The organism is Nonomuraea sp. NPDC050451, assembly GCF_044458585.1.
Genome location: NZ_JBITHZ010000002.1, coordinates 306,932 through 333,382 on the forward strand (window position 1 = coordinate 306,932; position 26,451 = coordinate 333,382).

The window sequence follows — 26,451 nt, forward strand, 5'->3', positions numbered from 1 at the left end:
TCACCGTCATCTCAGGAGGAGGCGGTTGCGCAGGCGGGTGGTCAGGGGGGTTCGGGCGCGTACGGCTCTGCGGATGGCGTCGCTGCGCCGCCATGCCGCGGCGGCGGCGTCCTCGGTGACGGCCTCGGGGGCATACCGGACGAAATTCGAAATTTCGGCCAATGGCTGGATGTGAGTGGAAATATCCCCCGAGTCTGCCTGCCTGGCGACCACGTCCGCCGCCGTCAGAGCGTACTGGTCCCTCAACCCCAGGTCGTCACAGGTCTGCCGCCACGCGCCGAGCACCCGCTGCTCGGGCCCCTCGGCCCGGCGGCGCTTCCGCCTGCGCCACCACGGCAGGGCCACCACCACCCCGGTGTACGCCACCAGCAGCGCCCCGCCCGCCACCGACGCGATCAGCCAGATCGCCGGGCCGTTCGAAGGCTCCTCGCCGTTCCCCGTGGCCTGCGGCTGCGACGTCTTCGGCCGGTCGCTCCCGCCCTGGGTGAACTCGCCCTCCAGTTCCTCGCTCTCCTCGATGGCCGAGGACACGACGTCGTGGTCGTCCTTGGCTCCGCTGCGGCCCGGCGTGGGGTAGAACGGCCGCCAGCCGAGCCGATCGAACTTGATCTCCGCCCACACCATCACGTGACCCGATTTAACGCGATAAATCCCGCCGGACTCCTCGCCCGGCCTGAACCCCACCACCACCCGCGACGGCAGCCCGAGCGTCCTGGCCATGAGCGCGAACGTGGTCGCGAACTGCTCCGACGTCCCCCGGTGCGTCGTCTGCAGGAAGAACTCCAGCCCCTTGAGCGAGTGTCCGGGGGGCGCGGTGACGTCGTAACTGGCGTTGGTGCGCAGGTACTTCTGCAGCCGGTACGCCCGCGTGATCGGCGAGGTCGCGCCCTTGGTGGCCTCCTGGGCGAGCTTGCGGAACAGCCGCTGCTGCGGCCCGGCAGGGAACGCGGTCAGGGCCGGGTCGCCGACAGGCGTGGCGTCGAGCAGCTCCTGCTTGGACGGGCGGGCCACCTTCGAGGTCACCTCGTAGCTGAACCCCTTGGCGGGCTTGGCGCCGGCCAGCAGCGCGCCGCTCTCGGGGTCCACCACCAGCCCCCGTACGCCGCTGACCCGCTCGGGCCGCTCGGCCGCGGGCAGCCAGGTGCCCGGGAGCCCGTCGAACGTCACCTTCTGATGGACGACGTCCGCACTGCCCGTCCAGTCCGCCTCGGGCACCCGGCCGCCGGTGGGCTGGAACCGGGCCCCGGAGGTCCATCGGACGCCGTCGTACCGGTCGAGCACGGCCAGCCGCCAGTTGAGCGGTTTGTCGGCCTTGACGGTGAACAGCTCCCTGTCGGGGATCTGCAGCCACGCCGAGACCCGGTCCAGCGGGCTGACGCTGTCGACGCGTCGCGGGGGAGGGAGGTCGGCGTCCTGCCGCGGGTTGTACGGCTGCGCCGCGATGGGCAGCAGCGGGCCCACGACCAGCGCCAGCGCGGCCAGCGCGGCGGCGGCCGGCAATCCGGCCAGTAGCCAGATCGGGGGACGGTCGTCGCGCAGCAGCGCCAGCGCGGCGATCAGCACGAACAGCGCGCCCGCCACGGGGAGGTTCGAACCTTCGCCGTCCACGCCCAGCAGGAGCGCCGTGCCGTAGACGACCAGGGCCGGGACGGCGGCGGCGATCCTGGTGCGGGTGCGGGCCAGCGTCTCGGCGCCGATGACGGCGGCCGCCCAGACGAGGGTGTGGACGAGGACGAGGAGCTGCGGCTCGGGCTGGGCGGGGAGGAGGGTGGTGAGCAGGGCGTGCCACGAGTTCGCCACGTCGGCGAACACACCTGGGTTCGGGGCCTTGTAGAGGAGCACGGTGCCGGCGAACCAGAGGACGACGTCCAGGACCAGGGCGAGCCAGAGGGGGCGCCTGCCGAGGATCGCGGCGACGGCGGCGGGGGCGGTGGCGGCGGGGATCACGGCGGTCAGCAGCTCGGTGCCGGGGAACACCCGGTGGAACCCCCACCCGGCCGTCCCGGCGACGGCCGCCACCAGCACCAGCCCCGCCATCCGCCGCCACAGCGCCCCGCCCGCCCGCGACACGCCCTCACCGTCGGCACGCCCGCGCACCCCATCGCCACGCCGCCCCGCCCGGGACGATCTCAGGCCGCCACCGCTCGCCGACACCCCACCGGCCGCAGCCGCTGACGGCGCACTGACCGCCCAACCCGCGGGCGCACCGCCCGGGCGTCCCCCACCCCCCTGGGCTCCGGCCGCCGCCGCCCCGCCAGGCGTTGCAGCGCCCGACGTGCGCCCGTGCCGGCCGCCGCTCCTGGGGGACGGGGTGGTCATCGGGGCCCCCATGCGAGCGGGAGCGCGTCCAGGGAGCCGATCGGCAGGACCGACACCCCGGGGACCGCGACCGCCCCAGGGCCGACGTAGACGCAGATGACGCGGTCGAAGCGGCGGCGCACCCCCGCGACCCGTCCCGCCTCCGCGGGGTCCGGCGTGACCAGGACCAGGGAGCCGCCGCCCCGGGCCAGGCGCATCGGCTCCGTGACGCCGCCCGTGCCCGTCCGTACCAGGGCCAGGCGGTCCAGCACCGTCTCAGGGTCCTTGGCGTCCGGTACGGGGCCGTCGCCGGTGACGAGGCGCACAGGGAAGCCCGCCGTGGCGGCGGCGAGCGCGACCGAGGCGGCGGCGTCCACGGCCAGCTCCGTGAGGTCTCGGGTGTCCAGGACGACGGTGGTGGTGGGCAGGCTGGCGTCGATGAGCTGGCGGACCATGAGGGTCCCGGTGCGGGCGCTCGACCGCCAGTGGACGTGGCGCAGGTCGTCGCCGACGACGTACTCGCGGAGGGTGTGGAAGGTGACCGTGCCGCTGGGGGCGTTGTCGCTGGTGGGGCCCTCCAGGTGGTGGGCCCGGCCGGACGGGGGGACGGGGAGGGCGACCGTGCGGGGCCGTACCAGGAGGGTGACGGGCGAACCGTACGATCTGACGCGGCGCGTGAGCCCGAACGGGTCGGCCCGGACGAGCAGCAGCGGCCCCACCGGGATCTCGCCGCGGGCGTCCGTCGGCAGCGGGTACGACACCGTGCGGACGGCCCCCTTCGGCAGCCTGGGCAGGTCGACGGTGTGCTCCGCCGTACCGATCCGGTCCTGGGCGCGCAGGCCGGACAGGCCCCGGCGGCCGAGGTTGGTCACGTTCAGGACGGCGACGGCGGCGTCCCCGCGCGGCACCTTCAGGGGCGTGACCTCGCGCCGCACCTCCAGCCTGGGCCTGGGGGCGGTCCACGCGAGCGCGGCGGCCAGCGCGAGCAGGCCGCCGGTGGCGAGCACGACGGGCTCGGGGTAACCGAGCGCGAACCCCGCCGCGTACAGCGCGAGGGACCCGGCGAAGGTCCCCCAGCCCAGCGGGGTCAGCACAGTGGTGAGCCGCTGCCAGGGAGCCGGTGGCGGGGTTCGCACCTACGCCGCCTGCGGCACCGGCATCCCGGCGAGGATCTCGCCGAGCGCGGCCGCGGCGGTGACCTCGCGCAGCTCGGCCTCGGGCGTGAGGATCAGCCGGTGCGCCAGCACGGGCACGGCCAGCGCCTTCACGTCCTCCGGCACGACGTAGTGCCGCCCGGCCGCGGCGGCCTTGACCCTGGCCGCGCGCAGCAACGCCAGGCTGCCCCGGGGGCTGGCCCCGAGCCGCAGGTGAGGGCTGGTACGGGTGGCCGAGCACAGCGCGACGATGTAGTCGTACACGGCGTCGGCCACGTGGATCCGGGAGGCGAAGTCGATCATCCCGGCCACGTCCGACGACCGCGCCACCACCGGCAGCCGCTCGACCTGCGGCCCCGTCGGCATGCCCTTGAGCACCTCGACCTCGGAGACGTGGTCGGGGTAGCCGACGGAGATCTTCATCAGGAAGCGGTCGAGCTGGGCCTCGGGCAGCGGGTACGTGCCGTCCATGTCGACCGGGTTCTGCGTGGCCACCACCAGGAAGGGCCTGGGCACCGGATGCGGCTCCGCGTCCACCGTGACCCGGCGCTCCTCCATGACCTCCAGCAGCGCGGCCTGGGTCTTCGGCGAGGCGCGGTTGATCTCGTCGGCGAGCACGATGTTCGCGAAGACGGGCCCGTGGTGGAACTCGAACTTCTGGTGCGCCTGGTTGAAGATCGACACGCCGGTGATGTCGCTGGGCAGCAGGTCGGGAGTGAACTGGATGCGCCGCCACTCCGCGTCCACGCTGGCCGCGAGCGACCTGGCCAGCGTGGTCTTGCCGGTGCCGGGCACGTCCTCGATGAGCAGGTGTCCCTCCGAGAACAGGCAGATCAGCGCCAGCTCGATCGCCTCGTGCTTGCCCCGGATGATGCGCTCGATGTTGCCGGCGAGCAACTGGAAGCGCTGCGCGAACTGCCCGGCCAGCTGCGCGCTCTGCTGCGGCTGCTGCTGGTAGGACTGCTCAAGCCCCTGCTGCTGGTACGGCTGCGCGGTCTGCTCGAACTGGTCCTGGTAGTTGTACTGGGTCAACTGAGCCCCCCTCCCTCAGTCGGTGCACTCGAAGAGCGGCCCCTCGGGGAAGCCGCCGTCCGGAGTCGCCACCAGAGTGTCGCTGAGCCACCCGTTTCCGTACTGCGTTTCAACTTTGTTCCAAATGTCACTCGTGCTGCCGTCTTGCGACTCGGTGACAGATTGGCCCTTGACCTGGCAGATCACGGTCACCGTGATGTACTGGCCCTGCGGGATCTTGCCGACGTTGTCGGTGCCGTTCTTGGCGGGAGCGGGCCGGATCAGGGTGTTGGTCTGGTCGTTGTTCTTGTTCTTGTACTGCTGCCTCGGGTAGGCCAGGTCCACCTCGGTCGTGGCCACGTCCGGGCTCTCCCCCGCCGCGTTCTTGGCCTTGAGCTTGAACGCGTGCTTCTGGTTGTTCTTCAGCCCGTCCACCGTGAACGACGTGCCCTTGATGCCGTTGTCGGTCGCCGCGCCGGTCAGCTCGTACGTGACGCCGTCGTCGGCGTTCGCGGGGGCGCTCCAGCTCAGCTCGGCGCCCCGGTTCTTGGCCTTGGCGGTGAAGCCGGTCGGCGAGCCGGGCGCCACGCAGGGCTTGGCCCCGGCGCTGGGCTGCGACTCGACCTCGCCGCCCGCCCAGTGCGCGACCACCACGAACGTGTACTCGTTCGCGCAGTCCCCGCCCGTGAACTCGAACTGGAACGGCCCGTTCGCGTCCACCGACTGCGGCACGGACCGGCCGGCGCCGGACGAGGTCTTCAGCGTGTACCGCTCGACCTTGCCGCCGGTGGACGGGCTGAAGGTCACCGTCACCTTGCCGGGCCCGGACCTGGCGCTGACGGCGCCGGGCGCGGACGGCGCGCTCGCCGACGGGGTCGGCGTGGGCGATCTGGTGGGTCCGCGGCTCGGGGTCGGCGTGGGCTCGGCCTCGCGGGTCGGCTCGGCCTCACGGGTCTGCGTGGGACGCGGCTCGGTCCTCGTCGGTACGGGGTCGGGCCGGGTGTCCGTCTTGGACGGGTCCGGGCGCGGCGTCTGCTTGGGCTTGGGCGTGCTGGTCGGCCCCGGTACGTCGGAGTCGTCCTTGTCGACGTCGTGCTTGCGGCCCTCGGGGTCGATGACGACCGCCTTGTCGCCGTTCTCGTCGTTGGCCCAGAGCAGGCCGTCCTTGACGAACACGTCCACCGGGCCGGGCGCCTGGGTCACCTGGAGCGTGGTGGGCCGGCCGCCGGCCGCGCTGTCCCAGACGATGAGGGAGCCCTTGCCCTGGTCGGGCACGTACACCTTGGTGCCGAGCACCTGCGGCACCCCGAGCTTGGCGGGGTCGTCCGACTCGAACTTGGTGCTCAGCACCGAGTTGGACGAGGTGTCGATCACCACGAGCAGCCCCGAGCCGCCGGGCGTCAGGATCGGGACCAGCGGGCCCTCGGTCGTGGCGGGGGTGAGCGCGCCGCCCTTGGCGGCCTGGGCCACGCCCTTGGGCAGGGTGATCTCGCCGACGCCGCCGTCCGCGCCGATGACCGTGGCGGTGGCGGCCCGGCTGTTGACCACGACGGGCAGGCCGCCGGCGATCGTGACCGCCAGCTCCTCGCCCGGCTCGCCGACCTTGAGCGGGCTCGCCGCGGCGCCGTTTGACACCGGTACGACCTGGCCCTTCGCGGTCACGGGGACCCACAGCCGGCCGCCGCCGTCGATGCGGGCCGCGCCGAGCGGTCCAGGGAGGGTGATCGGGGCGCCGACGGCGTTGAGCGTGGCCGGGTCGATCCGCTGGACCTTGCCGGACGCCGGGTCCACCGCGTACCCGGTGTCGCCGGACACCGCGAGCTGGAGCCCTGCCGCGCCGAGGTCGCGGGTCTGGGAGACCTTGAGCTGGCTGGGGTCGATGCGGCTGACGTAGCCGGTGGCGTCGTCGACGAGCAGCACGTTCCCGCCGTCCTGCACGACGCGCAGTTGCCGGCCGGCCTTGTCGTCGAGATAGCCGTCGACCTCGCCGGACAGGCCGTTGACGTGCACGATCTTGCCCTTGGCCCGCGTCCAGAGCCAGGCGCCCACGTCGGCCAGCTTCGGGTTGGCGCTGGACACGCCCACGCCGAACCACGCCGCCGCGGCCACCATAACCACGGCGGCCACGCCCGCGATCACGGCCGTGGTTCGATCCCCTCGGAGCATGCGCAACTGCACGCGTAACTCACCCCGTATGTACGATTACAGAGCGTTTGCCCCCGTATTATCGGGCATCACACTAGCGCTCACCGGTCGCTTGTGCGTATGTACCGGCTGGTAGGGCTCGTGAGGTGGTTGTGGTGTGCCGAGACTGTCGGCGCGAAGCCGTACCTTAGTGCCCGTGTCCGAACAGCCCCTGACCCTCGACGCCGTCCTCACCGACGAGGCGGTCCTGTCGACCTACCGCCGGATGTTCGCCGCGCTGGCGCGCGACAGCGGCGCGGTCGTCGACGACCCTGCCCTGGTCGACATCGCCGAGACGCTGTTCTCGGCGTTCGCGGAGGCGGGCGAGGAGTGGCTGACGCACGAGCAGATGCGCTTCGCGTGCCGGGCCTATCCGGGCGACCAGTTCGACAACCGGCTGCGGGTGCTCAAGGGGCTCGGGGCCATCCGCGAGGTGTTCCCCAAGCCCAACCAGCTGCGTTACCGGGCCTCGTTCACGAGCGTGGTCGGGCTGATGTTCATCCGGCGGATGATGTCCGACGGCGGGCAGTCGGAGATGCACCGGCTGCTGGCGCTCGAAGACCTCAACGTCGCCGACCCCCGCACCACGATGGAGGAGGCCAGGCAGAGCGCGGTCAACCTGGCGCGGGCGTTCCGGCTGTGGGCGCTGGAGCTGATCACGCTCACCATGGGCACCATCGAGGAGCTGCGCGAGCAGGCGCCCAAGCTCTGGGGCACCGAGGAGATCGCCCGGCGCGCGCAGGGGCTGCACGGCACCATCCTGACGCGGTGGCCGGAGCTCGACCGGGTCTGCACCGACCTGCGGGCGGCCATCTACTCCTACAGCGACGCCTCCCGCCGCGCCGCCGGACGCCTGGCCGACTCGGCGGGCACCACCCGCAACCTGACGTTGCTGCCCACGGAGACGTGGCGCACGTTCTCGCAGACCGCGTCGCGGGAGCAGCTGGCGGGGGTGCTCGACGGGTTCGTGTTCGACGTGCCCGCACCCTGGCACGATCCGGCCGCCATCGCCCGCGCCGTGGACGAGGCCCCGCGCCCCGCTCCCGCCCAGCCCACTCCCCCGCGCTCCAACCTCCCCGACCCCGGTCCCGGCGACTCGCTCGACACCTCGCTCAGCGCGGCCATGGAGCGGCTGAGGGAGGTGGCGGAGTCGCTGCTGGGCGACGCCTCGCGGGTGGCGCTGGCCGACGTGCTGGGCTCCGACTGGCCCTCGGCGCGACGCGTGCTCGCCGACCTGACGACCGTGGACCTGCGGCCTGAGCTGCCTTACCGGCTGAAGTGGTCCGACGGGCTCTCGATCGACCCGGACCGCGAGCCGGCCTGGCTCTCCCAGGGCTACTTGGAGCGCACCTGATGCCCACCCCAAACCACCCGGACCCCGCTCACCCAGAAGCCGAGCACCTGGAGCCCAACCGCTCGGAGCCCGCCAGCACGGAGCTCACCCGCACGGAAGCCGGCCGTGCGGAGCCCGACCGTGCGGAAGCGTCCGCGCCCGACGCGCCTGCGCTCTCGGCGGGCGACGCCTCGGCGGTGTGGGCTGAGGCCCTGCCCGCCGACCGACCGGCCCCGGCACCGCACACCTCGGAGGCACCGCCCACCCTGGAGGCGGCCACCCGGGCCGACGCTGAAGCTGGCCCCCGCTCGACCACCCCTCGTGAGACCGATGGCCAAAGGACGGGAGTCGGCTCGCCTGCGCCGGGAGCCGAGCAGGCGGGCACGCCGGTGCGCGAGCGCTCGATGGGCGCTGACCAGGACGGCGCCCGTGCGGGGGCTCGTTCGAAGGGCGTCGCGAAGGCGCGGGCTCTGGCGGGTGCCCTTGACGGGCCGGCCGCGCATGTGCGGGTGCGGTCGGGCGGGCCGCTGTGGCTGGCGGCCGGGGAGCCCGCGCCGCCGGGCATGGTGCGGCTGACGCGGCCCGACTCCACCGGGCAGGCCCTGCCGGTGTGGCCCGACGGGGTGACGCCTTCGCTGCTGGAGGAGTACCAGGTGGCCCCCGTTCCGGTGGAGCGGTCCGGCGAGACCAGGCGGGTGCTGGCGGCGGTGCTCAAGTGCTGCTGGCCCGACCTGTCCGTGGACCCATGGCCGGGCGAGCCCGCGCCCGTGGAGCTGGTGCTCGACACGTACCGGGCGCTGATCGGCCGCACCGACGACCTGATGCGCAACTGGGCGATCGGCGCGATGCGGCGCCTGCACGACTCGGCGTGGATCGTCGTGGACGACGGCGTGGTCACCCTCGGCCCGCGCTGCGCGCTGTGGCCGGTCGAGTCGCACGCGCAGTTGCAAGAGCTGGTCCGCCGCCTGCCCGAGCCCGAACGTCCCGAGCTCACCGTGGTCGGCGACGCCGACATCGTGGCCGCCGCCCACCCGGCCGAGACCGTCCCCGACCCGGAGGCGGGGCTCGGGGGGCGGGTCGAGGGCGGATCCGCGGAGTTCGACGATCTGCTGGGGGCTTATGACGAGCGGCGGCGGGCGGAGCTGGTGGCGGCGTTCATGGTGGTGGAGCACGCCGCCGAGCCGGTGCAGGAGGTGCGCTTCGCCGCCCTGCGCGACCCGGCACTGCGCCACACGCTGAGCGAGATGCTGGCCAGGCGCGGCCGTACGCTGATCCAGCACCGCGACCGCTGGACCTCCGGCTACGACGACACCCAAGCCGCCGCCCTCACGACGCCCGCGACCATTACCCCGCACAAAGCCGCACACGAAGTCCCGCCCAAAGCCGCACACGAGGCCGCGCACGACGGCCCACACGAGGCTCCACGCAAGACCGCGCACGACGGCGGGCGTGAAGCCGCACACGAGGTCCCGCGCGAAGCCGCGCACGGGGCTTCTGAGGGTGCCGGCTCGGCTGCGGTGGAGAGCCTCTCCCCCACGGGCGCGGCTGTCGTCGGGGAGGCGGGCGAGGGCGTCGATCGGGCGGGCGGTGGCGAGCCGGTGGCCGCGCGGGCGGTGGGTCCTGCCGGTCGGTCCGCGGTCCCGGCGGGCGCGCGGTTGGGGGTGAGCGAGCGGGCCGTGCTGACGCTCGTCCTGGTGCACTCCGTCGCCATCCCGAGGGCCGAGGGGCTGTTGCCCGAGGACTCGTGGTTGTCGCCGCATCCCACGCCGGTGGACGAGCTGCGCCGCCACACCCAGCTGCCGATCGGCGAGCTGGAGGCGGCGTTGCGGGTGTTGCGGCACGCCGGGCTGCTTGGGCAGGTCAAGGCCGGTGAGGAGGCGGGCGGTTACGTGCCGGGGCCGCAGTTCCACCGGCTCACTCCGGCGGCTCGGCGGCGGTTGCAGGAGGAGCTGATCCTGGCGGCCGGGCCCAACACGCCGCTGGCGTCCGCCGTACGCGCCCGAAGATCGGCGAAGTGACCTCAACGGCACACGAATTCAGCGTCATGACAGATGGAAGGACTACGGGGGTTACAGGTGTCGCAGGTGGAGAACGTCGTCGGGGACCGGGTGCTGATCGCTGTTCAGGCGGTCAACATTTCGCGGCTCTCGACCCATCCGGTGCCCACCGTCCCCGGCACGCTCATCGTCGTGGCGGGCGCCGGGCCCAAGGACTCCAACGGCGCGGGCAAGTCGTCGTTCATCGCCTCGATCACGGCATTGCTCGGGGATGAGCAGTGGCGCTTCGCCTCGGGCGCCAAGGCGGTGTCGGAGCTGCTCTTCAACGCCGAACTGGCCAGCGGCGCCGGGTCCCGCCAGTGGGCGAGCGCCGACCACGGCTACATCGTGGGCGTCTTCGGCCCGCCCGGAATGAACGGCTTCGCCCCGTACGACGCGGCGGAGGCGGCAGTCGATGTTCCGGCAGGCGCGGCGGACGGTGCCGCGTCGGAGCGCGCCCAAGCTGGCACCGCGGCCCAGGGCGGCGCGGCGTCGACCGGTGTGGCGGGCGACGGAGCGGCCACGCGTGGCGCGACCGTCGCAGGGGGCGGGGGCGTCGCCGGTGGCGGCGGCGGGGAGTTTGTGCTTGAGAGTCAGGTGGCCGGGGCTGAGCTGAGTGGGGAGCTGTTCGAGGTGCCCGACACCTCGGGCGGGGCGCTCACCGTGTGGCTCAAGGTCAACCAGGAGGCGCCGCACCTGGAGATCCGGTGGCGGGAAGGGGTGCATCTGGCGGCCTCCCCGTCCGAGGCCGAGCGGGTGGCCCGGGCCGACGAGATCTGGGCGTCCCTGCCGAAGTCGGCCGGGCGGCGCGACGTGGTTGCGCGCGACCTCACCAAGGTGCTCTACGGCGACCGGATCAGGTGCGTGTCGTTCCTGTCCACGTCCGTACGCAGCAAGGTGGCCACGAACCTGCTCTCCCAGCCGCTCAACGAGATCTCGCCCGAACGCGTCTTCGAGGCCATCGCGGCCCTCACCGGCCTCGACGCCGAGCTGGAGCAGGAGCGGGAGGCCCGCCGCGACGAGCACGCCAAGCGGGTGCGCGCCGCGCAGGCGGCCGAACGGCTGGCGGAGTTCGAGACGGAGTCGAAGGCGCTGCTGACCACGTTCGACCGGCGTGATCAGGCGAGGATCCGGTTGGCGGACGCGCTGCGGTGCTGGCGCGGCAGGCAGGCGCGCAAGCTGGCCGACGCGGCGGGCAAGGACGAGGCGCTGGCCGCCGACCTGGAACGGCACCACGCGGCCGGTGAGGCGGCGGCAGAGGCGATCGCCATGGTCAAGGCGGAGATCGGCACGCTGCGGGAGGACACCCTCGACAGGCAGGTCTCGCAGGCCCGCAAGGAGCTGGCGGCGCTGCAGGCGCGGGCGGCCAAGCTGGACGCCGACCGTGCGGTGGCGGAAAACTCCGCCGACGAGCTACGCGGCCTGATCCCGGCGCTGGAGGAGACGCGCAGGTTCGCTGACGGGCGTGACGTGCCCACGGCGGAGCGGGAGCTGCGGGAGGTCCGGCTGCGGCTGAACGAGGCGCTCAAGGCGCTCGGGGTGGCCGACCAGGAGGTGTCCTCGGCGCAGGCGGCGCTGGACGACGCCGAGGGCGGTCCGGCGGCGGCCCAGCTCAACGCGCTGGCGGCGGCGGGCATCGGCGCCACCGGCCTGCTGGACGCGCTCGACGTGGCCGAGCAGGCCCGCGACGCCTCCCACACGCCCCCGGCCCAGTCCTCCGGCGGAGGTCGGGCACTACGCGGGGCGACCGGAGCGACCTTGGCCACTCCTGGGGCGGCTGGGGCCACCTTTGGGACGACCGGAGCCACACCTGGAGCGACCGGAGCGACGCCTGGAGCGCCTGGAGCTGCTTCTGGGGCGGGCGATGCCGAGGCGCTCGGCGCTGCCCTCAAAGCACGCTACGGGAAGACGCCCGGGGGCGGTCCGGGTGAGGTGGTCGCGCAGGGCGCCGGAAGCGAAACGGCTGGCGACGGCGACGGACAAGGTACCGGCGCCACGCAAGGCATCGGCACCGCGCAAGACGCTGGTACGGCGCAAGGCGCTGGACGAGGGTCGGCGAGTGGCGTCCGGGAGACCGGCGCGGCGAGTGGCGGTGTGGAGGGCGCTGGGCGCGGTGCGATGAGTGGTTCCGGTGGGCGGTTGGCCGGGGTGGCGTTGGGGGATTTGCGGGGGTGGCCGAATGAGCATGCGGTGATCGTCGATGCCGCGCAGCTCGACGACGCCGCTGCCGCCCTGGCCGAGTTGCCTGGGTCCGTGCTGGTCAGCTCGGCCGGGGTGAGCGTCGTGGGGGCGTTCGACGGGGTGGCGACCGGGCGGGAGGCCCGGATCAAGGCCGCCGAGCTGCGGCTCAACCGGGCCAAGGACGTCCAGGAGACGGCGGCGCAGGCCGTACGCGATGGAGAAGAGGACGTCGCGGAGGCGCAGCGGCGGCTGGAAGGGGCCAGGGCCGGGGTGCGCCTGGCCGAGCTGGAGGCGAAGCTGGGCGAGCGGCGGGCCAGGCTGACCGAGCTGAACGCGGCGATCGGCGAGCTGGCGCCGAAGGTGGCCGAGGCCGAGCGGCACACCGGGGCGCTGGACTTCCGGGCCAGGACCAGGGACATGGAGATCGAACGCCTGGAGGGGCGGCGGCACCGGCACGAGAGCGAGCGAACGCAGGCCCGCGATCAGGAGGCCAAGGTCGTCGCCGAGCGCGAGTCGCTCAAGCTCGACGCGCTGGCCGCCGACTGGGGCGGCACGGTCGAGACGGCCCGCGAATGGCTGAACGCGCTGCCCGAGGAGGAGCGGCCGAGGGCGGCCGAGGAGTGGTGGCGGGTCGCCGAACGCCACTTCGACCAGGCCTTGCGCGACACGTTCCCGGAGGAGGACGCGGAGATTCCCGAGGAGCTGCAGTTCCTGCTGAGCGAGCGGGGCGGGAGCACGGCGCGGGAGCAGGCGACGTTCGCGGCGGTGTGCGGGGCGCTGGCCTCCTATCTGAGGGGCCAGGAGGAGTACGAACGGCACCAGCGCCGCCAGATCGAGGCGCAGGTCGTCTCCCGGCAGCGCGACCTGTCGGCGGCGGCCAGAGGTGCCGAGGAGGCGGCGCAGTCGACGGCCGTGCACCGGGCGGCGCTGACGGCGGCGATCAAGGCGCGGCTGACGCGGGTGGCCGAGGAGTTCGAGAAGCTCGACACGTCGTACGGGGGTTACGGGGCGACGCTGGAGTTCCCGGTGCCGCCCGCGCCGGCCGATCCCGAGCAGCGCTGGCAGTGGCGGGTGACTCCGAAGTGGCGGCGCGGCGAGGGGCAGGGGTTCGTGCCGTACAACCGGCGGGCCAACACCGCGCTCATGGACGAGAAGGCCGTCAAGCTGGTGTGCGCGGCGGCCATCGCCTCGTCCGGAGGCGGCCACCTGTGCCTGGTGCTCGACGAACTCGGCCGCAACCTGGGCAAGGAGCACCGCAGGGAGGCGGTCTCGCTCTTCAGGCGGATCGGGGAGACGTACGGGATCACGGTGATCGGGGCGCTGCAGGACGACATGGAGCCGTACGCGATCGACGCCTGCGGGCAGTACATCAAGCTGCGGCGCTCGTCGGACGCGATGCCGTACAACGAGCCGCCGGTGATCGTCGGGCACGACCAGCACGCCGAACGGGTGCGCGCCCTGGCCGTCTACGTCGACAGGACGGCGGCGGCGCTCACTTGACGGGCGGGCCCGTGTAGGAGGCGCGCAGGCGGAGGAGGGCGCCTCGGTCGTACTCCTCCATCGCGTGCGCCAGCCACCCCGCCACCCTGGCCACCGCGAAGATGGCCTCGCCCGCGCCGCTCACCATGCCGCTGACGGCGGTGAGGGTGGCGAGGGCGAAGTCGACGTTGCGCTCCGGGAGGCGGCGCCTGCGCATCTCCTCCAGCACGGCGACCCCGGCGGTGATCCGGTCGTGCCCCGGTGCCGCCTCCTTGACCAGGTCGAGCAGGAGGGCGCCGCGCGCGTCGCCGTTCTTGTAGACGCTGTGGCCGAAGCCGGGGATGCGCTCGCCGCGGCGTACCCGCTCGGCGATCGCCCGGGCGGCCTGGCGCGGCTCGGCGACCTCGGCGAGCAGGCGTTCGGCGCCGTACGACGCGCCGCCGTGCAGCGGCCCGCCCAGCACGCCGAGCCCGGTCAGCACGACGGCGTACGGGTCGGCCTTGGCGGAGGCGGCGACCCTGGCGGCCAGGGTGGAGGCGGCGAGCTCGTGGTCGGCGAGCAGGACCAGGGCGGCCTGGACGGCGTTCAGGAGCCCGGGGGTGGCGGGGCGCGGGCACAGGCGGGACCAGAGCCGCTCGGCGATCGAGTCGCCCTGGGGCTCGCTGAGCTGCGGAAGCGCGTCGACGAGGCCCGCGATCATGCGGCGGCCGGTCGCGGCTACGGAGACGGGGTCGAGCTGGTAGCGCAGGGAGTCTGAGGCGCCCAGGACCGTGGTGATCACCTGTAGGCGGTCGAGGGGCAGGAGGTCGTCGGGGAGGCCGCGCTGTGCGGTCACGGCCGCCCGCAACGCATCGTCCTCGCACCGCCACGGCTCCGGCGTAGCGGGCGGCTGCGGGTCCCTTTGGTGGGCGGGCGCGGCGGACGGGCGGGGATCCGCCGACGTGGCGGGCGGGTGCGGCGGGGTGGTGGAGGGGGGAGGGGGTGAGGGGTGCCAGAGGGAGGGGTCGGCGGTCCAGAGCCAGGCGGCGACCGTTTCGAAGTCGCTGGTGAGCGCCAGCCCGAGCGCGTCGATCCCCCGGTAGTGGGGCCGGTCCACGCCCAGGGCTGTGATGGCCGACTCGATGACGAGCTCAGGCGGCTGGCTCCGGGGGCGGCCGCGGCGGGCGAGGCGCTCGATCTCCTCCGCCGAGAAGAGGCTGCGCCGCCCGTCCTCGCTGTGCCGCCGCTGCAGCACCCCACGGCTCACGTACGCGTACAGCGTGGCCGGTTTGACGCCGAGACGCTCGGACGCCGTGGCCGCGTCGATCCACTCCACGTCGGCGAGTCCCTCCGAACCGACAGATGATGGTTGATGAAAATCAATATTGATACACGTTGAAAGAGCATGTCAACGTGAAGGCATGCCAAAAGTTCACTTCCTCGATGTGACCAACCGGGACGGCGTGCAGACCGCGCGCACCGGCCTGTCGAAGTTCGGCAAGACCATGGTCAACTTCTATCTGGCCAAGCTCGGCGTGGCGCAGTCCGAGATCGGGTTCCCCTTCCTGTTCCACGAGGTCCCGTACGTCAAGGCGCAGGTGGCGCTGGCCGAGGCGGGGGCGTTCGGCGGGTTGCGGCTGTCGGGCTGGTGCCGGGGCGTGCCGCAGGACGTGGAGAAGGCGGCCCCACTCGGGCTCAAGCACTACAACCTGTCCATCTCGACGTCCGACTACATGATCCAGAACAAGTTCCGGGGACGGCTGGACCGGGACGCGATCATCAGGGAGATGACGGCCGCCGTGCGCACGGCCAGGGCCGCGGGCGCCGAGAGCGTGGGGGTCAACGCCGAGGACGGTTCGAGGACGGACGACGGGTTCCTGCTGGAGTTCGCGCTGGCGGCCAAGCAGGCGGGCGCCGACCGGGTGCGTTACTGCGACACGATCGGCGGCGACACGCCCGACAGGATCCGCGAGCGCTTCGCCAAGCTGGCCACCGCCACCGCGATGCCGGTCGAGACCCACTGCCACAACGACCTGGGCATGGCCGTGGCCAACTCCGTCTCGGGCGCCCTCGGCGACCTCGACGCGGGTCAGGACGCGTGGATCAACACGTGCGTGAACGGCATCGGCGAGCGCTCCGGCAACGCCGACCTGCTCTCGACCATCCTGGCCTTCCAGCATGGCTTCGGGCTCGACGCGGAGATCGGCGACGCCCTCGACCTGTCATGGGCCCGCAGGTTCGGCCTGTGGGCCGGCTATGCGTTCGGGCAGCCGCTGCCGTACAACCAGGTCGGGGTGGGACGCAACGCGTTCGCGCACGAGAGCGGCATCCACGCCGACGGCGCGCTCAAGGACCACGGCAACTACGAGCTGTACGACGAGGCCACGCTGGGCCCGTTCCCGGAGGACTGGCACACAAGGGCCGGCCGGGTGGTGCTGACCGGCGAGTACGGCGGCAAGGCCGGTTTCCGGCACGTCATGGACGGGCTGGGCACGGAGGTCCGCGAGGAGGACCTGGCGTTCCGGCTGGTGCAACTCTGCAACGCCATGACCGGCCGCCCCCTCACGGACGACGAGCTCCGCCTGATCGCCGCGTACCCGCGCGAGCTGTCGCTGCTGTTCCCCGGCTACGAGAACCCTTAGAGGCTGTCGTCGCCGGTCTCGGGAAGAGCGAGCAGGCAGAGCAGGCTCAGCAGGGCCATCGCCGAGACGTACGCGCCGACACCCATCACGCCTGCCCCGCTGGCCTGCAGGCTGGTGGCGACCAGCGGGGGCACCGCGCCGCCGAGCACGCCGCCCAGGCTGTAGGCCACCGAGGCGCCGCTGTAGCGGTACTGGGTCTTGAAGAGCTCCGGCAGGTACGCGCCCATCGGCCCGAAGACCAGCCCCATCACGCCGAGCGCCCCCGCCAGCGCCACGCCCACCAGGAGCACTGACCTGGTCTCCATCAGCGGGAACATCACCAGCCCCCACGCGACGGCCGCGCCCGTCCCGGTGAGCAGGGTGCGGCGGCGGCCCAGCCGGTCGGAGGCCATCGCGGAGACCACCGTGCCCGCGGCCATGAACACGACCCCGACCATGGTCAGAGCGAGCATGGTGGTCTTCGGGATCTTGAGCTCGGTGGTGCCGTACGCCAGGCAGTAGGTGGTGGCGGTGTAGAAGAGCGTGTAGGCGACGGTCATGGCGCCGGCCGCGAGCAGCACGCGCCGCCACTGGTGCCGCAAGAGGCCCGCGATCGGCACCTTGGCGATCCGGCGCTCGTCCATGGCCGCCTGGAAGACCGGCGTCTCGGAGATCTTGAGGCGTACGTACAGGCCGACGATCACCAGCAGCAGGCTGGCCACGAACGGCAGCCGCCACCCCCACGCCCCGAACTGCTCGTCGCTGAGCGTCTCCCCGAGCACGAGGAACAGCCCGTTCGCCACGATGAACCCGGCCGACGGACCGAGCTGCGGGAACATCGCGTACAGCCCGCGCCGGCCGGGCGGCGCGTGCTCGGTGGCCAGCAGCGCCGCCCCGCCCCATTCGCCCCCGAGCCCGATGCCCTGCGTGAACCTCAGCAGCACCAGCAGCACGGGCGCGATCACGCCGATGGCCGCGTAGCCGGGCAGCAGCCCGATCGCGACCGTGGAGAGCCCCATCACCAGCAGCGACACCACGAGCATGGACTTGCGGCCGACCCGGTCGCCCCAGTGCCCGAACAGGGCCGAGCCGAGCGGACGCGAGAGGAACGCCACCGCGAAGGTCGAGAACGCCGCCAGCTTGCCCGCCACCGGGTCCATACCGGGGAAGAACGCGGTGTTGAGCACCAGGGCCGCCGCGGTCCCGTAAATGTAGAAATCATAGAATTCGATCGCCGTGCCGACGAGGCTGGCGGCCGCGATCCTTGACCGGCTGGGTGCGGCGACCTGGGGGGACGTTGTCATATTTGTCTCACTATGCGAAATAGCGTCTTGTGAAGCGATACGAAGAAGCTATCAGCTGCGAAAAGACACCTCTGAAGGGAACGCGTCTTGGCTGTCGATCTTGTCATCTTCGACTGCGACGGAGTGCTCGTGGACAGCGAGCCGATCTCCGTACGCGTGGGCACGGCGGCGCTGCGCCGCCTGGGCTGGTCGATTGACGAGACGGAGTACATCGAGCGGTTCGTGGGCTGCACGAACGACTACTGGGACGAGCAGGTGGGCGAGACGCCGCCGGGCTGGCGCGAGCAGCTCATCGCCGAGTACACGGCGGCGGTCAAGGCCGAGCTGCGCGCCATCCGAGGCATCGAGGAGGCGCTCGACCGGCTCACCGTGCCGAGCTGCGTGGCCTCGAACGGCCGGCACAGCGTGATCCGCCACAGCCTCGAGCTCGTGGGGCTGGCCGGGCGGTTCGACGGGCGGGTGTTCAGCGCCGAGGACGTCGCCAGGGGCAAACCGGAGCCGGACCTGTTCCTGCACGCGGCGGCCACACTGGGGGCGGAGCCGGAGCGGTGCGTGGTGGTGGAGGACAGCCCGTTCGGGGTGACCGCGGCGATGCGCGCGGGCATGCGCTGCCTGGCCTTCGCCGGCGGCCTCATCCCCGCAGACCGCCTCGCCGGTCTGGGCGCCACCCTGTTCCACGACCCGGCCACGCTGCCGGAGCTGATCACCTCTCTCGAACACTGAGACGGCGGCGGCGCCCTGAACAGCGTCGTCACCCCTGACGGGTACGCCCGTCTTCATCCAGGTAGTCGCGCCACGACCGCTTCGGGGTCCAGCCCAGCAGCCGGTGGGCCTTGTCGCACGAGATGCCCGAGGAGTCCGTACGGGAGAGCGGCCGCAGCTCGATCCGCTCGCCGTAGTGCTCCCGCAGCTTGGCGGCGAAGTCGTGCCCGCCCGCGTTGTCGGGCGCGGCGATGTAGAACACCTCGTGACCGGGCAGGTCGGACTCGACGGCCAGGACGATCGCGTCCGCGAGGTCGTACACGTCGGTGTAGCTCCACAGCCCCGCGCCGATCACGGAGGCGTCGCGGACCTGCGGTCCGATGTTGCGCTCGTAGTTGCCCTCGTGCTGCACCCAGCTCGGCCGCAGCGAGATGCACCTGATGTCGGAGCGGCGCACCGCGGCGTCCATGAGCTGCTCGCCGAAGTGCTTGGACAGCGCGTACGGGTCCTGCGGCCGGGCTGGGTGCTCCTCGTCCACCGGCGCGTAGTCGGGCAGGAAGGGGCGGTCGGCGAAGAAGTAGCCGGGGACGGTCTCGCTGGAGATGTTCACGAAGCGGGGGACGCCGAGACGGATCGCCGCCTCGATCATGTTGAACGTGGCCATCAGGTTGTTCTGGAAGACCACGTGCGGCGCGTTGGCGGTGGGGTCGGGGATGGCGGCGGCGTGCACGACCGCGTCGGCCCCGTGGACCACGGCGTACGCCTGCCCGGCGTCGGTCAGCTCGGCCTGCTTGTAGGCGGGTTCGCCGGGCTCGTGCCGCTCCCAGATCGGGCGCGTGAGATCCACGCCGGTCACCTCGTGACCGGCCTCGGCCAGCGCCTTGACGGCAGCTCGGCCGACCTTGCCATGGGCTCCGGTGACGACGACGCGCATGGGCTCCACTCCTTCATGGGGTTCGGTGCGAGCAATCTACGCGAGGTCGCGCCGGCGTCGCCGCTCAGCCCACCCCCGACAGCGACACGGTCGACCCGGTGCGGGTCTTGGTGACCTTGAGCTGGGCCGTGATCCTCGAGCGCAGCTCGGCGACGTGGCTGACGATGCCCACGGCCCGCCCGCCGTCGCGCAGCCCGTCGAGGATGTCCAGAACGCCGTCGAGGGTGTCCTCGTCGAGGGTGCCGAAGCCCTCGTCCACGAAGAGCGTGCCCAGCTCCGTGCCCCCGGCCTCGGCCGTGACGACGTCCGCCAGCCCCAGCGCCAGCGCCAGTGACGTGATGAAACTTTCACCGCCGGACAGCGTGGCCGGATCGCGGTCGACGCCGGTCCACCCGTCGGCGACCCGCAGCCCCAGCCCGCCCCCGGAGCGCCCGCGGGACCCGGCCGTCTTGCGCAGGTCGTGGCGCAGTAGGTAGCGGCCCCCCGACATGTGGTCGAGCCGTTCGTTCGCGGCGTCCACCACCTGCCGCAGCCGCTCCCCCAGCACGTACGACGACAGGCTCATGCTCCACTGGTTGTCGCCGGACGTGCCGCTGGCCAGCGCCGCCATGCGCTCGGCCAGCCGGTGCCGCTCGGCCGCCGGGCGCCAGCGCTCGATGCGGTCGGACAGCTCGCCATGCAGCTGGGCCAGCCGCTCCGCCCTGGCCACGGCCCGGTCGCGCGCGCTCGACAGCCTGGTGTGCGCCTCCTCCAGCCGGTCGCGCTCGCTCCCGATCGAGGCCAGGTCGGGCGCGGGCGCTGCGGCGGCCGCGACCAGCTCGGGGTCGGCCAGGACGCTCGTGACGGCGGCGTGCTCGTCGTCCAGCCGGCGCAGCGCCTCCGCCCGCCGCTCCCGCTCCGCCGGGCTTCGGAACGCCGCCTCCGCCTCCGGCACGTCCGCGAACCCGGCCTCGGTCGCCGCCTCCTCCGCGGCCTGCCGGGCCCTGGCCAGCTCGTCGAGGGCCGCCACCGCCGCCTGCGTGGCCTCCAGGGCCTCCCGCAGCAGCTCGGCCTCGTCGTGGAGCCTCGACAGGCGCGCGGTCAGGGTGGGATCGTCGCCCCGCGCCGCGTCCAGCCGGGCGCTGAGCCGCCCGGCGTCCCCGCTCAGCTCCTCATGGCGGGTGCGGTACGACGCCAGCCGCGCCTCGACCCGCCGCCGCTCCTCCTCCAGCTCCAGGCGCTCCCGGTTGAGCGCCGCCGCCTCCCGCGCCAGCACCGGCTCCCCGTCCGCCGACGCCCGCAGCCTGCGCAACTCCCGCTCGGCCCGCGCCAGCACGGCCGGCCCGTCCAGAGGCGCGGGCTCCGGGTCTCCGGTGAGCCCACCCGGGCCGTCCGGACGAGCGGACTCCTGATCTGCGGTGAGCAGGGCCGTCTGGATGAGGCGGGTGCGTTCGGACTCCAGGTGGGTGTGGTGGGCGCGGTGGCCGGCGAGGGTCTCGGCGATCTCCCTGGCCTGGTCCCTGACCCGTTCGCGCTCGATCTCGACGCGTTCGAGCGCCGCGGCCAGGGCGGGCTCGCGGTCGGCCACCGCCTGGAGGCGGGCCAGCTCCTGCTCCGCCCCCAGCACCTGCGCCTCGGCCGTCTCGACGTCCAGGCCCCCGGTGGCCTCGACCACGTCGGCGTGCCGGGACTCGAGGGAGGCCAGGGCGCGTTCGGCGGCCTCGCGCTGGGCCAGGGCGGCTTCGTGGGCGCTCTCGGCCTCGTGCTCGTCGTCGGCCGAGGGCGCGCTGGGGACCGGGGAGGCGGGATCGGGGTGGTGGTCGGAGCCGCAGACCGCGCAGGGCCAGCCGTCGGACAGGTCGCGGGCCAGCTCCGCCGCCATGCCGTCGATGCGGGCCTGGCGCAGGTCGAGCCAGCGTTCGCGGAGCGTCTGGGCGTGGTCCACGAGCGCCTGGTGGGCGGCGGCGGCCGCCTCCAGCTCCGCGGCCAGGGCCTCGCGGCGGTGGGTGGCCTCCAGCGCGGCCCTGGCGGCGTCGAGGCCCGCGCCCGCGGCGGGGATGGCCGCCGCCTGCGCCTGCACCTCGGCGAGGGCCGCGGCGGCGTCGGCGATCCGCTCGGGCAGCTCGGCCTCGGCGGCGGACACCTCGGCCTCGCGCTGCGCCAGCGCGTCGAGCTCCGCGGCCAGCCTGGCCAGCTCGTCGTCGATCTCGATCAGGTGGGCGGCGGCGTCGCGTACGGCCTGCGCGGCCGGGATCCTGGCGGCGTCCACGCGCGCCTCGGCCAGCCTGCCCTCGGCCTGCTCGATGAGGGCGGGCAGGGCGGCCAGCCTGGCGCCGACGGCCTCGTCGGCGCCGACCAGCTGGGCCAGCTCCTCCTCCACGCGCAACAGGTCACGCCGGACCACCGACAGCCGGGCCTCCTCGGTGAGCAGCTCCGACAGCCGCGCGATCTCGGCCTGCCGCTCCCGCTCCAGCGCGGCCAGCTCACCCGGCGACGACTCACCCGCCGAGCGCCCGTCCGGCCCGGCGCCGACGGCAGATGAGCCCTCCGAAGACGAGCCGTCCGAAGGTGAGGGGCCGGGGGCGTCGGCCGCGTGCCGGGCGAGGAGGGGGCGGGCTCGGGCGAGGGCGTCGGCGGCCAGGGAGCGCGCCTTGGCGGCGGCCTCCGAACGCTGCCTGACCGCCGTGATCAGGGGCACCACGCGATCGGCCCTGGCGGCGTCGTCGAGGATGGCCTGCAGGTCGGCCCGTTCGTCCGCCCGCTCGTCAAGGGTGCGGCGCAGGGTGAGCGCCTCGGCGTGCCGGCGCTGCCGGTCGGCCAGCGCGGCGGCCTGCTCGAACCGCAGCCGCGCCGAACGCGCGGCCTGCCCGGCCACCTCGTGCTCCTCGCCCGCCCGGCCCACGACGGCCCGCGCGGCATCCAGCAGCGCCCCCGCCCACCGCAGGGGATCGTCCTCAACCGAGGAGGCCTCGTCCAGGTCGCCGCCCGCCGCCTCCTCGACCCGCTGGACGGCGAAGTCGACCTCCTGCCGGAGCTCCTGCGCCTCCCGGAAGGCGAGCTTGCGGTGCTCGGCCAGCCACGACTCCGCCTGGGTGAAGACCTTGACCGAGAACAGCCGCTCCAGCAGCCTGCGGCGCTCCTCCCCCTCGGCCCGCAGGAACTTGGCGAAATTGCCCTGGGGCAACATCGCCACCTGGCAGAACTGGTCGGCGTTCATGCCCAGCAGCCCGCCGATCAGGTCACCGGCCTCGTCCAGCCGGGTGGTCAGCCCCTGCCACTCCGACCCGTGCCACTCCGAGACGACGACCTTGGGCTTCTCCTCGGTGAACCCCGTCCCGCGCAGCTTGGGCCGCTGCCAGGACGGCGAGCGCTGGATGCGGAGTAACCGCCCGCGGATGGACACCTCCAGCGTGACCGAGGGCCCGGCCGAGGGCGGGGCGTGGTCGCAGCGCAGGCTGCGGGCGTCGTTGCGCTGCCCGGGCACCTGGCCGTAGAGGCCGAAGCAGAGCGCGTCGAGGATCGTGGTCTTGCCCGCGCCCGTGGGCCCGTGGACCAGGAACAGGCCCGCCTCGGCCAGCGCGTCGAAGTCGACCGTCTCGGTGCCCGGGAACGACCCGAACGCCGTCAGCGAGAGCCGGTGCGGCCGCATCTACGCCATCGTCTCCTTCACCCTCGACGCCTCGATCGCCTGTCTTAGCAGGTCTTCCTCGTCACGTGCGGCAGGCTCGCCGCGTACTTCCCTGACGAAATCGAGGGCCACCTCCGCCTCCGGCCGCCCACTCAGCCGCACGGGCCGGGCGGCTGGCGCGGCACCGACCGGGTCGAAGGAGAGGGCGAGGGTGTGGGGGAAGCGGGCGCGCAGCCGGTCCATGGCGGACCTGGGGCGAACGGCGTCGGTGAGGGTGACGTGCAGCCAGTGGTCCTCGTGCGGGGTGTGCCGCGGAGAGGTCAGCAGCTCCTCCAGGTCGCCCCGCAACCGCCCCACGGGCCGCGGCACCGGCGCCGGCACGAAGTCGACCCCCGAGCCGAGCGTGACCAGCCACGAGCCCTTGACGTGACCGACCTCCGAGAACGAGTACGCCAGCGGCGACCCCGAGTAACGCACCGTCTCCGACATGCGCTGCCGCCCGTGGAGGTGGCCCAGCGCGACATAGGACACCCCGTCGAAGGCCGACAGCGGAACGTGGGACACCCCGCCCACGCTGATGTCGCGCTCGCTGTCGCTGGCCTGGCCCCCGACGACGAAGCAGTGCGACAGCACCACCGAGGCGCGGTGGCGGGCGGCGTCGGCCCTGACGCGGTCCATCGCGTACGTGAGGGCGGCCGTGTGGCTCCGGTCGGGCAGCTCCCAGGCGTGGCGGACCAGCTCGGGCTCCAGGTAGGGGATGCCGTAGAAGGCCACGTCGTCGATCAGCACCGGCTCCCAGGCCAGGTCGGGCGAGGTGCGCACGTGCACCCCCGCGGCCTCGAAGAGGGCCGAGCCGAAGCGCAGCCGCAGCGCCGAGTCGTGGTTGCCGCTGATCAGCACCACCCGCGCCCCCGCCCCGCGCAGCCGCCCGAGCGCCGAGTCGAGCAGCGCGACCGCGTCGACCGGCGGCAGCGCGCGGTCGTAGACGTCGCCCGCGACCGCCACCACGTCGACCTGCTCCGCCCGGACCGTCTCCACCAGGTGGTCGACGAACGCCTGCTGCGCCGAGAGCAGGCTCTCGCGATGGAACGAGCGCCCCAGATGCCAGTCCGAGGTGTGCAGGATCCGCATGTCGCAGGAAGCTAACAGTTCTCACCGACAAATGCGGCCTCTTCCGTCCCGCGGGCCGGGAGTAGGCTAGAAGATCGGCGGGCAAACCAACGCACATGGGGAGGCCGATGCGCACTGGCCGTGGCACCTTGAGCGTCGCCGCCGGTCTGGTGCTGGTGGCTCTCGCGACGGTCGGATATGTACTGCCGCCCGCGTTCGATCCGCCACCGCTCAAGGTGGATCCAGCCTTCCAGACGATCCCGGCGCAGCCCGCGGGCGAGCTGCGGCCGGTGGTGGCGGTCGATCCCGTCCGCAGGGAGGAGATCTCCATCTCGGCGGAGGGCCAGCGCCTGGACGGAACGCTCCGGGTGCCGCTGACGCCTGGACGCCACCCGGCGATGGTGTTCGTGTCGGGGTCGGGCAACGGGTCGCGGACGGAGTTCACGCCGCAGGCGGAGTTCCTGGCCAAGGCGGGCGTGGTGACGATCGCGTTCGACAAGCGCACGATCGGCTACAACTTCCGCCACCGCGACTTCTCGCTGCTCGCCGACGACGCCCTGCGCATGGTGGAGCTCCTGCGTACGCGTCCCGAGGTCGATCCGGCGCGCATCGGCCTGTGGGGGGTCAGCGAGGGCGGCTGGGTGGTCCCGATCGCCGCGGCGAAGAGCACGGCGGTGGGGTTCGTGATCCTGGTGTCGTCCCCGAACGTCTCCCCGCTGCGCCAGGTCGCCTGGGCGCTGAACGAGCAGCTGCTCCGGCTGCGGGCCCCGATCGGCGCCCGCGACCTGCTGACCAGGGCCATGGGCGGGGTCGGCTTCAACTTCCTCAGATATGACGCGCTGCCGGCATTAAGCGGGATCAAGCAGCCGGTCCTGGCCTTCTACGGCACCACCGACCCCTCGATCCCGTTCGTCGAGTCCACCCAGGCGCTCATAAAGGGCATGAACAAAGCGGGCAACGACGACTACACGATCCGCTTCATGGCCAAGGGCGACCACGCCATGCGGGTGAACGGCGGCCCCTTCACCAAGGGCTACCTCGAGACCCTGGCCAACTGGATCACCGGCCTGCCCGGCACCGCGCGGCCCGCCCTGCACCTGGCGGGCACCACGCCGGTGCAGCGGTTCGAGGCCAGCGACGTGCCGGCCGCCCCCTGGTACGCGGGCGGCACGATGCTGGGGCTGACGATCTGCCTGGCCGCCGTCGGCTACGTGGCGGGCCCCGTCGCGGCCATGGTCGTACGCCTGCGCGGCCGCACCCAAGTCCCCGTCGAGACGAACGCCAGGCTGTGGCCCCCGATCAGGCGCCGGCTCAGCCGGATGGCCTGGACGGGCCTGGGCCTGCTGGCCTCGGTGCTCGCGTTCATCATGTTGCTGGTGCTGTTCTCGGTCAACCAGGCGGGCGCCTGGCCGGCCGTGCTGGCCGGCTGGCTGATCGTGCGGCTCCTCGCGGCGCTCATGCTGATCCAGGAGGTGACGGCCGTGGCGGCGTTCGTGTCGGCCCTGCGCGAGGGCATGCGGCCCGGCCGCTGGCAGCACGTGGCGGTCGCCGGCGTGCTGGGCGGCACGGGGCTGCTGCTGGTGGCGGCGGCCTACTACGGGCTGTTCTCCTTCCCCTGGTAGACATAGGCCTCCATCCAGCGGTCCAGCTCGGCGAAGACCTGCTTGCGCGCCGGCTCCGCCGACAGCACCAGGTCGTGCACGCCGTCCGGGATGCGCACGCACGTGACGTGCGGGCCGAGCGAGGTGGACCAGCGGGCGATGTGCTGGGGATCGAGCACGATGTCCGCCGAGCGGGCCTCCGGGACGAGGTCGCGTACCCGCAGCCCGTTGGTGGAGGCCAGCACGAGGACCGGTACGTCCACCGCGAGCCCCGCGTGCAGCCGCCGCTGCGCCCGGCGGATGGCGGCCAGCCACATGGCGTGCACGGAGAAGCCGCCCAGCGGCTTGAGCTCCAGGTCGTAGTCCCATTCGCCGCCCTCGCTGCGGTGCAGCGTCCGCCCGTAGACGGTGCTGATCCCCAGCGGGAGCGGCCAGCGCGTGTACGAGAGGGGCGTCTTGAACAGATCGGCGGCCACGCGCAGCGGGGTGGACACGTTCAGGTCGAAGAACGGGCTGTTGAGCACCATCCCCTGCACCAGCCCCCGCCCGCGGACCCGGTCGGCCCACAGGGAGGCGACCAGGCCGCCGGTCGAGTGGGCGTTGATCGTCAGCTCGTCATGGTCCTGCCTGACGATGCGGACGGCCTCGTCGATCTCGGGGAAGTAGTCGGTGACGCTCCTGATCAGGCCCCTGGTCTGGTGCGGCAACAACGAACGCCCGTATTTGCGCAGGTCGAGAGCGTAGAAGTCGATGCCGCGCTGGACGTAGTGGTCGGCGAGGTGGTCCTGGAAGAAATAGTCGGTGAACCCGTGCAGGTAGAGCACCGCCCTGCGGGATCCCGCCTTCCTGGAGACCAGCGTCGCGACGACCTCACCCTCGAAGTCGTCCGGCAGCTGCAGCACGGTGATCTCGTACAT

General features: G+C 73.1%; 16 protein-coding genes. 6 read left to right on the forward strand and 10 right to left on the reverse strand.

Annotation, left to right across the window (positions count from 1 at the left end; genetic code table 11):
• Positions 1-6 precede the first annotated feature (6 nt).
• The 4 genes from ACIBI9_RS07450 to ACIBI9_RS07465 all read right to left on the reverse strand — a co-directional run bounded on the left by ACIBI9_RS07450 (position 7) and on the right by ACIBI9_RS07465 (position 6,590).
• The gene (locus tag ACIBI9_RS07450) at positions 7-2,097 is read right to left on the reverse strand and encodes a DUF3488 and transglutaminase-like domain-containing protein (protein ID WP_397221098.1); all 2,091 of its coding nucleotides are present in this window, start codon (positions 2,095-2,097) and stop codon (positions 7-9) included.
• 218 nt (positions 2,098-2,315) lie between these two features.
• Positions 2,316-3,434 (reverse strand): DUF58 domain-containing protein, encoded by a 1,119-nt coding sequence (locus tag ACIBI9_RS07455; protein WP_397221099.1) that lies wholly within the window; start codon positions 3,432-3,434, stop codon positions 2,316-2,318.
• A complete protein-coding gene (locus ACIBI9_RS07460) occupies positions 3,435-4,484 on the reverse strand; it encodes an AAA family ATPase (protein ID WP_397221100.1) in 1,050 nt (349 codons plus the stop codon).
• 15 nt (positions 4,485-4,499) lie between these two features.
• Positions 4,500-6,590, reverse strand: coding sequence for a hypothetical protein (locus ACIBI9_RS07465; RefSeq protein WP_397221102.1), 2,091 nt, complete (start codon positions 6,588-6,590; stop codon positions 4,500-4,502).
• A 214-nt stretch (positions 6,591-6,804) separates the two neighbouring features.
• Between ACIBI9_RS07465 and ACIBI9_RS07470 the strand changes: the two genes are divergently transcribed.
• Genes ACIBI9_RS07470 through ACIBI9_RS07480 form a run of 3 tightly spaced genes read left to right on the forward strand, consistent with a single transcriptional unit; the run spans position 6,805 to position 13,697 of the window.
• Positions 6,805-8,001, forward strand: a complete 1,197-nt coding sequence (locus ACIBI9_RS07470; RefSeq protein WP_397221103.1) for a hypothetical protein — start codon at positions 6,805-6,807, stop codon at positions 7,999-8,001.
• Positions 8,001-9,998 (forward strand): hypothetical protein, encoded by a 1,998-nt coding sequence (locus tag ACIBI9_RS07475; protein ID WP_397221104.1) that lies wholly within the window; start codon positions 8,001-8,003, stop codon positions 9,996-9,998. Before ACIBI9_RS07470 ends, ACIBI9_RS07475 begins: the two co-directional genes overlap by 1 nt.
• A gap of 33 nt (positions 9,999-10,031) precedes the next feature.
• Positions 10,032-13,697 (forward strand): chromosome partitioning protein ParA, encoded by a 3,666-nt coding sequence (locus ACIBI9_RS07480; protein ID WP_397221105.1) that lies wholly within the window; start codon positions 10,032-10,034, stop codon positions 13,695-13,697.
• Here ACIBI9_RS07480 and ACIBI9_RS07485 read toward each other — a convergent pair.
• Entirely contained in the window at positions 13,690-14,991 is a 1,302-nt protein-coding gene (locus ACIBI9_RS07485) for a citrate synthase (protein WP_397221106.1), read from the reverse strand. The genes ACIBI9_RS07480 and ACIBI9_RS07485 overlap by 8 nt on opposite strands.
• An 85-nt stretch (positions 14,992-15,076) precedes the next feature.
• Here ACIBI9_RS07485 and ACIBI9_RS07490 point away from each other — a divergent pair, with 85 nt between their 5' ends.
• Positions 15,077-16,297 (forward strand): LeuA family protein, encoded by a 1,221-nt coding sequence (locus ACIBI9_RS07490; RefSeq protein ID WP_397221107.1) that lies wholly within the window; start codon positions 15,077-15,079, stop codon positions 16,295-16,297.
• Here ACIBI9_RS07490 and ACIBI9_RS07495 read toward each other — a convergent pair.
• Positions 16,294-17,580: an MFS transporter gene (locus tag ACIBI9_RS07495; RefSeq protein WP_397221108.1), complete on the reverse strand. Its 1,287-nt coding sequence runs from the start codon at positions 17,578-17,580 to the stop codon at positions 16,294-16,296. The two genes, ACIBI9_RS07490 and ACIBI9_RS07495, sit on opposite strands and share 4 nt — an antisense overlap.
• A gap of 87 nt (positions 17,581-17,667) precedes the next feature.
• Between ACIBI9_RS07495 and ACIBI9_RS07500 the strand changes: the two genes are divergently transcribed.
• On the forward strand, positions 17,668-18,303 hold the full coding sequence (locus tag ACIBI9_RS07500) for an HAD family hydrolase (protein ID WP_397221109.1): 636 nt from the start codon (positions 17,668-17,670) through the stop codon (positions 18,301-18,303).
• Positions 18,304-18,331: 28 nt separating this feature from the next.
• On the opposite strand, the gene ACIBI9_RS07505 is transcribed toward ACIBI9_RS07500, so the two are convergent.
• The 3 genes from ACIBI9_RS07505 to ACIBI9_RS07515 are packed head-to-tail and all read right to left on the reverse strand — an operon-like array spanning position 18,332 to position 23,954.
• Complete coding sequence (locus ACIBI9_RS07505) at positions 18,332-19,225, reverse strand: NAD-dependent epimerase/dehydratase family protein (RefSeq protein WP_397221110.1); 894 nt, start codon at positions 19,223-19,225, stop codon at positions 18,332-18,334.
• Between the two features lie 55 nt (positions 19,226-19,280).
• On the reverse strand, positions 19,281-22,844 hold the full coding sequence (locus tag ACIBI9_RS07510; RefSeq protein ID WP_397221111.1) for an AAA family ATPase: 3,564 nt from the start codon (positions 22,842-22,844) through the stop codon (positions 19,281-19,283).
• Positions 22,845-23,954, reverse strand: a complete 1,110-nt coding sequence (locus ACIBI9_RS07515) for an exonuclease SbcCD subunit D (RefSeq protein ID WP_397221112.1) — start codon at positions 23,952-23,954, stop codon at positions 22,845-22,847.
• Between the two features lie 107 nt (positions 23,955-24,061).
• On the opposite strand from ACIBI9_RS07515, the gene ACIBI9_RS07520 reads away from it, so the two are divergent.
• Positions 24,062-25,555, forward strand: coding sequence for an alpha/beta hydrolase family protein (locus ACIBI9_RS07520; RefSeq protein WP_397221113.1), 1,494 nt, complete (start codon positions 24,062-24,064; stop codon positions 25,553-25,555).
• On the opposite strand, the gene ACIBI9_RS07525 is transcribed toward ACIBI9_RS07520, so the two are convergent.
• Complete coding sequence (locus ACIBI9_RS07525) at positions 25,528-26,451, reverse strand: alpha/beta hydrolase (RefSeq protein WP_397221114.1); 924 nt, start codon at positions 26,449-26,451, stop codon at positions 25,528-25,530. The genes ACIBI9_RS07520 and ACIBI9_RS07525 overlap by 28 nt on opposite strands.

Coding starts and splice junctions, on each gene's coding strand:
- ACIBI9_RS07475 (WP_397221104.1), top strand. CDS start 8,001: ATGCCCACCCCAAACCACCCGGACCCCGCTCACCCAGAAGCCGAGCAC.
- ACIBI9_RS07490 (WP_397221107.1), top strand. CDS start 15,077: ATGCCAAAAGTTCACTTCCTCGATGTGACCAACCGGGACGGCGTGCAG.
- ACIBI9_RS07515 (WP_397221112.1), bottom strand. CDS start 23,954: ATGCGGATCCTGCACACCTCGGACTGGCATCTGGGGCGCTCGTTCCAT.
- ACIBI9_RS07525 (WP_397221114.1), bottom strand. CDS start 26,451: ATGTACGAGATCACCGTGCTGCAGCTGCCGGACGACTTCGAGGGTGAG.
- ACIBI9_RS07510 (WP_397221111.1), bottom strand. CDS start 22,844: ATGCGGCCGCACCGGCTCTCGCTGACGGCGTTCGGGTCGTTCCCGGGC.
- ACIBI9_RS07520 (WP_397221113.1), top strand. CDS start 24,062: ATGCGCACTGGCCGTGGCACCTTGAGCGTCGCCGCCGGTCTGGTGCTG.
- ACIBI9_RS07495 (WP_397221108.1), bottom strand. CDS start 17,580: ATGACAACGTCCCCCCAGGTCGCCGCACCCAGCCGGTCAAGGATCGCG.
- ACIBI9_RS07480 (WP_397221105.1), top strand. CDS start 10,032: ATGGAAGGACTACGGGGGTTACAGGTGTCGCAGGTGGAGAACGTCGTC.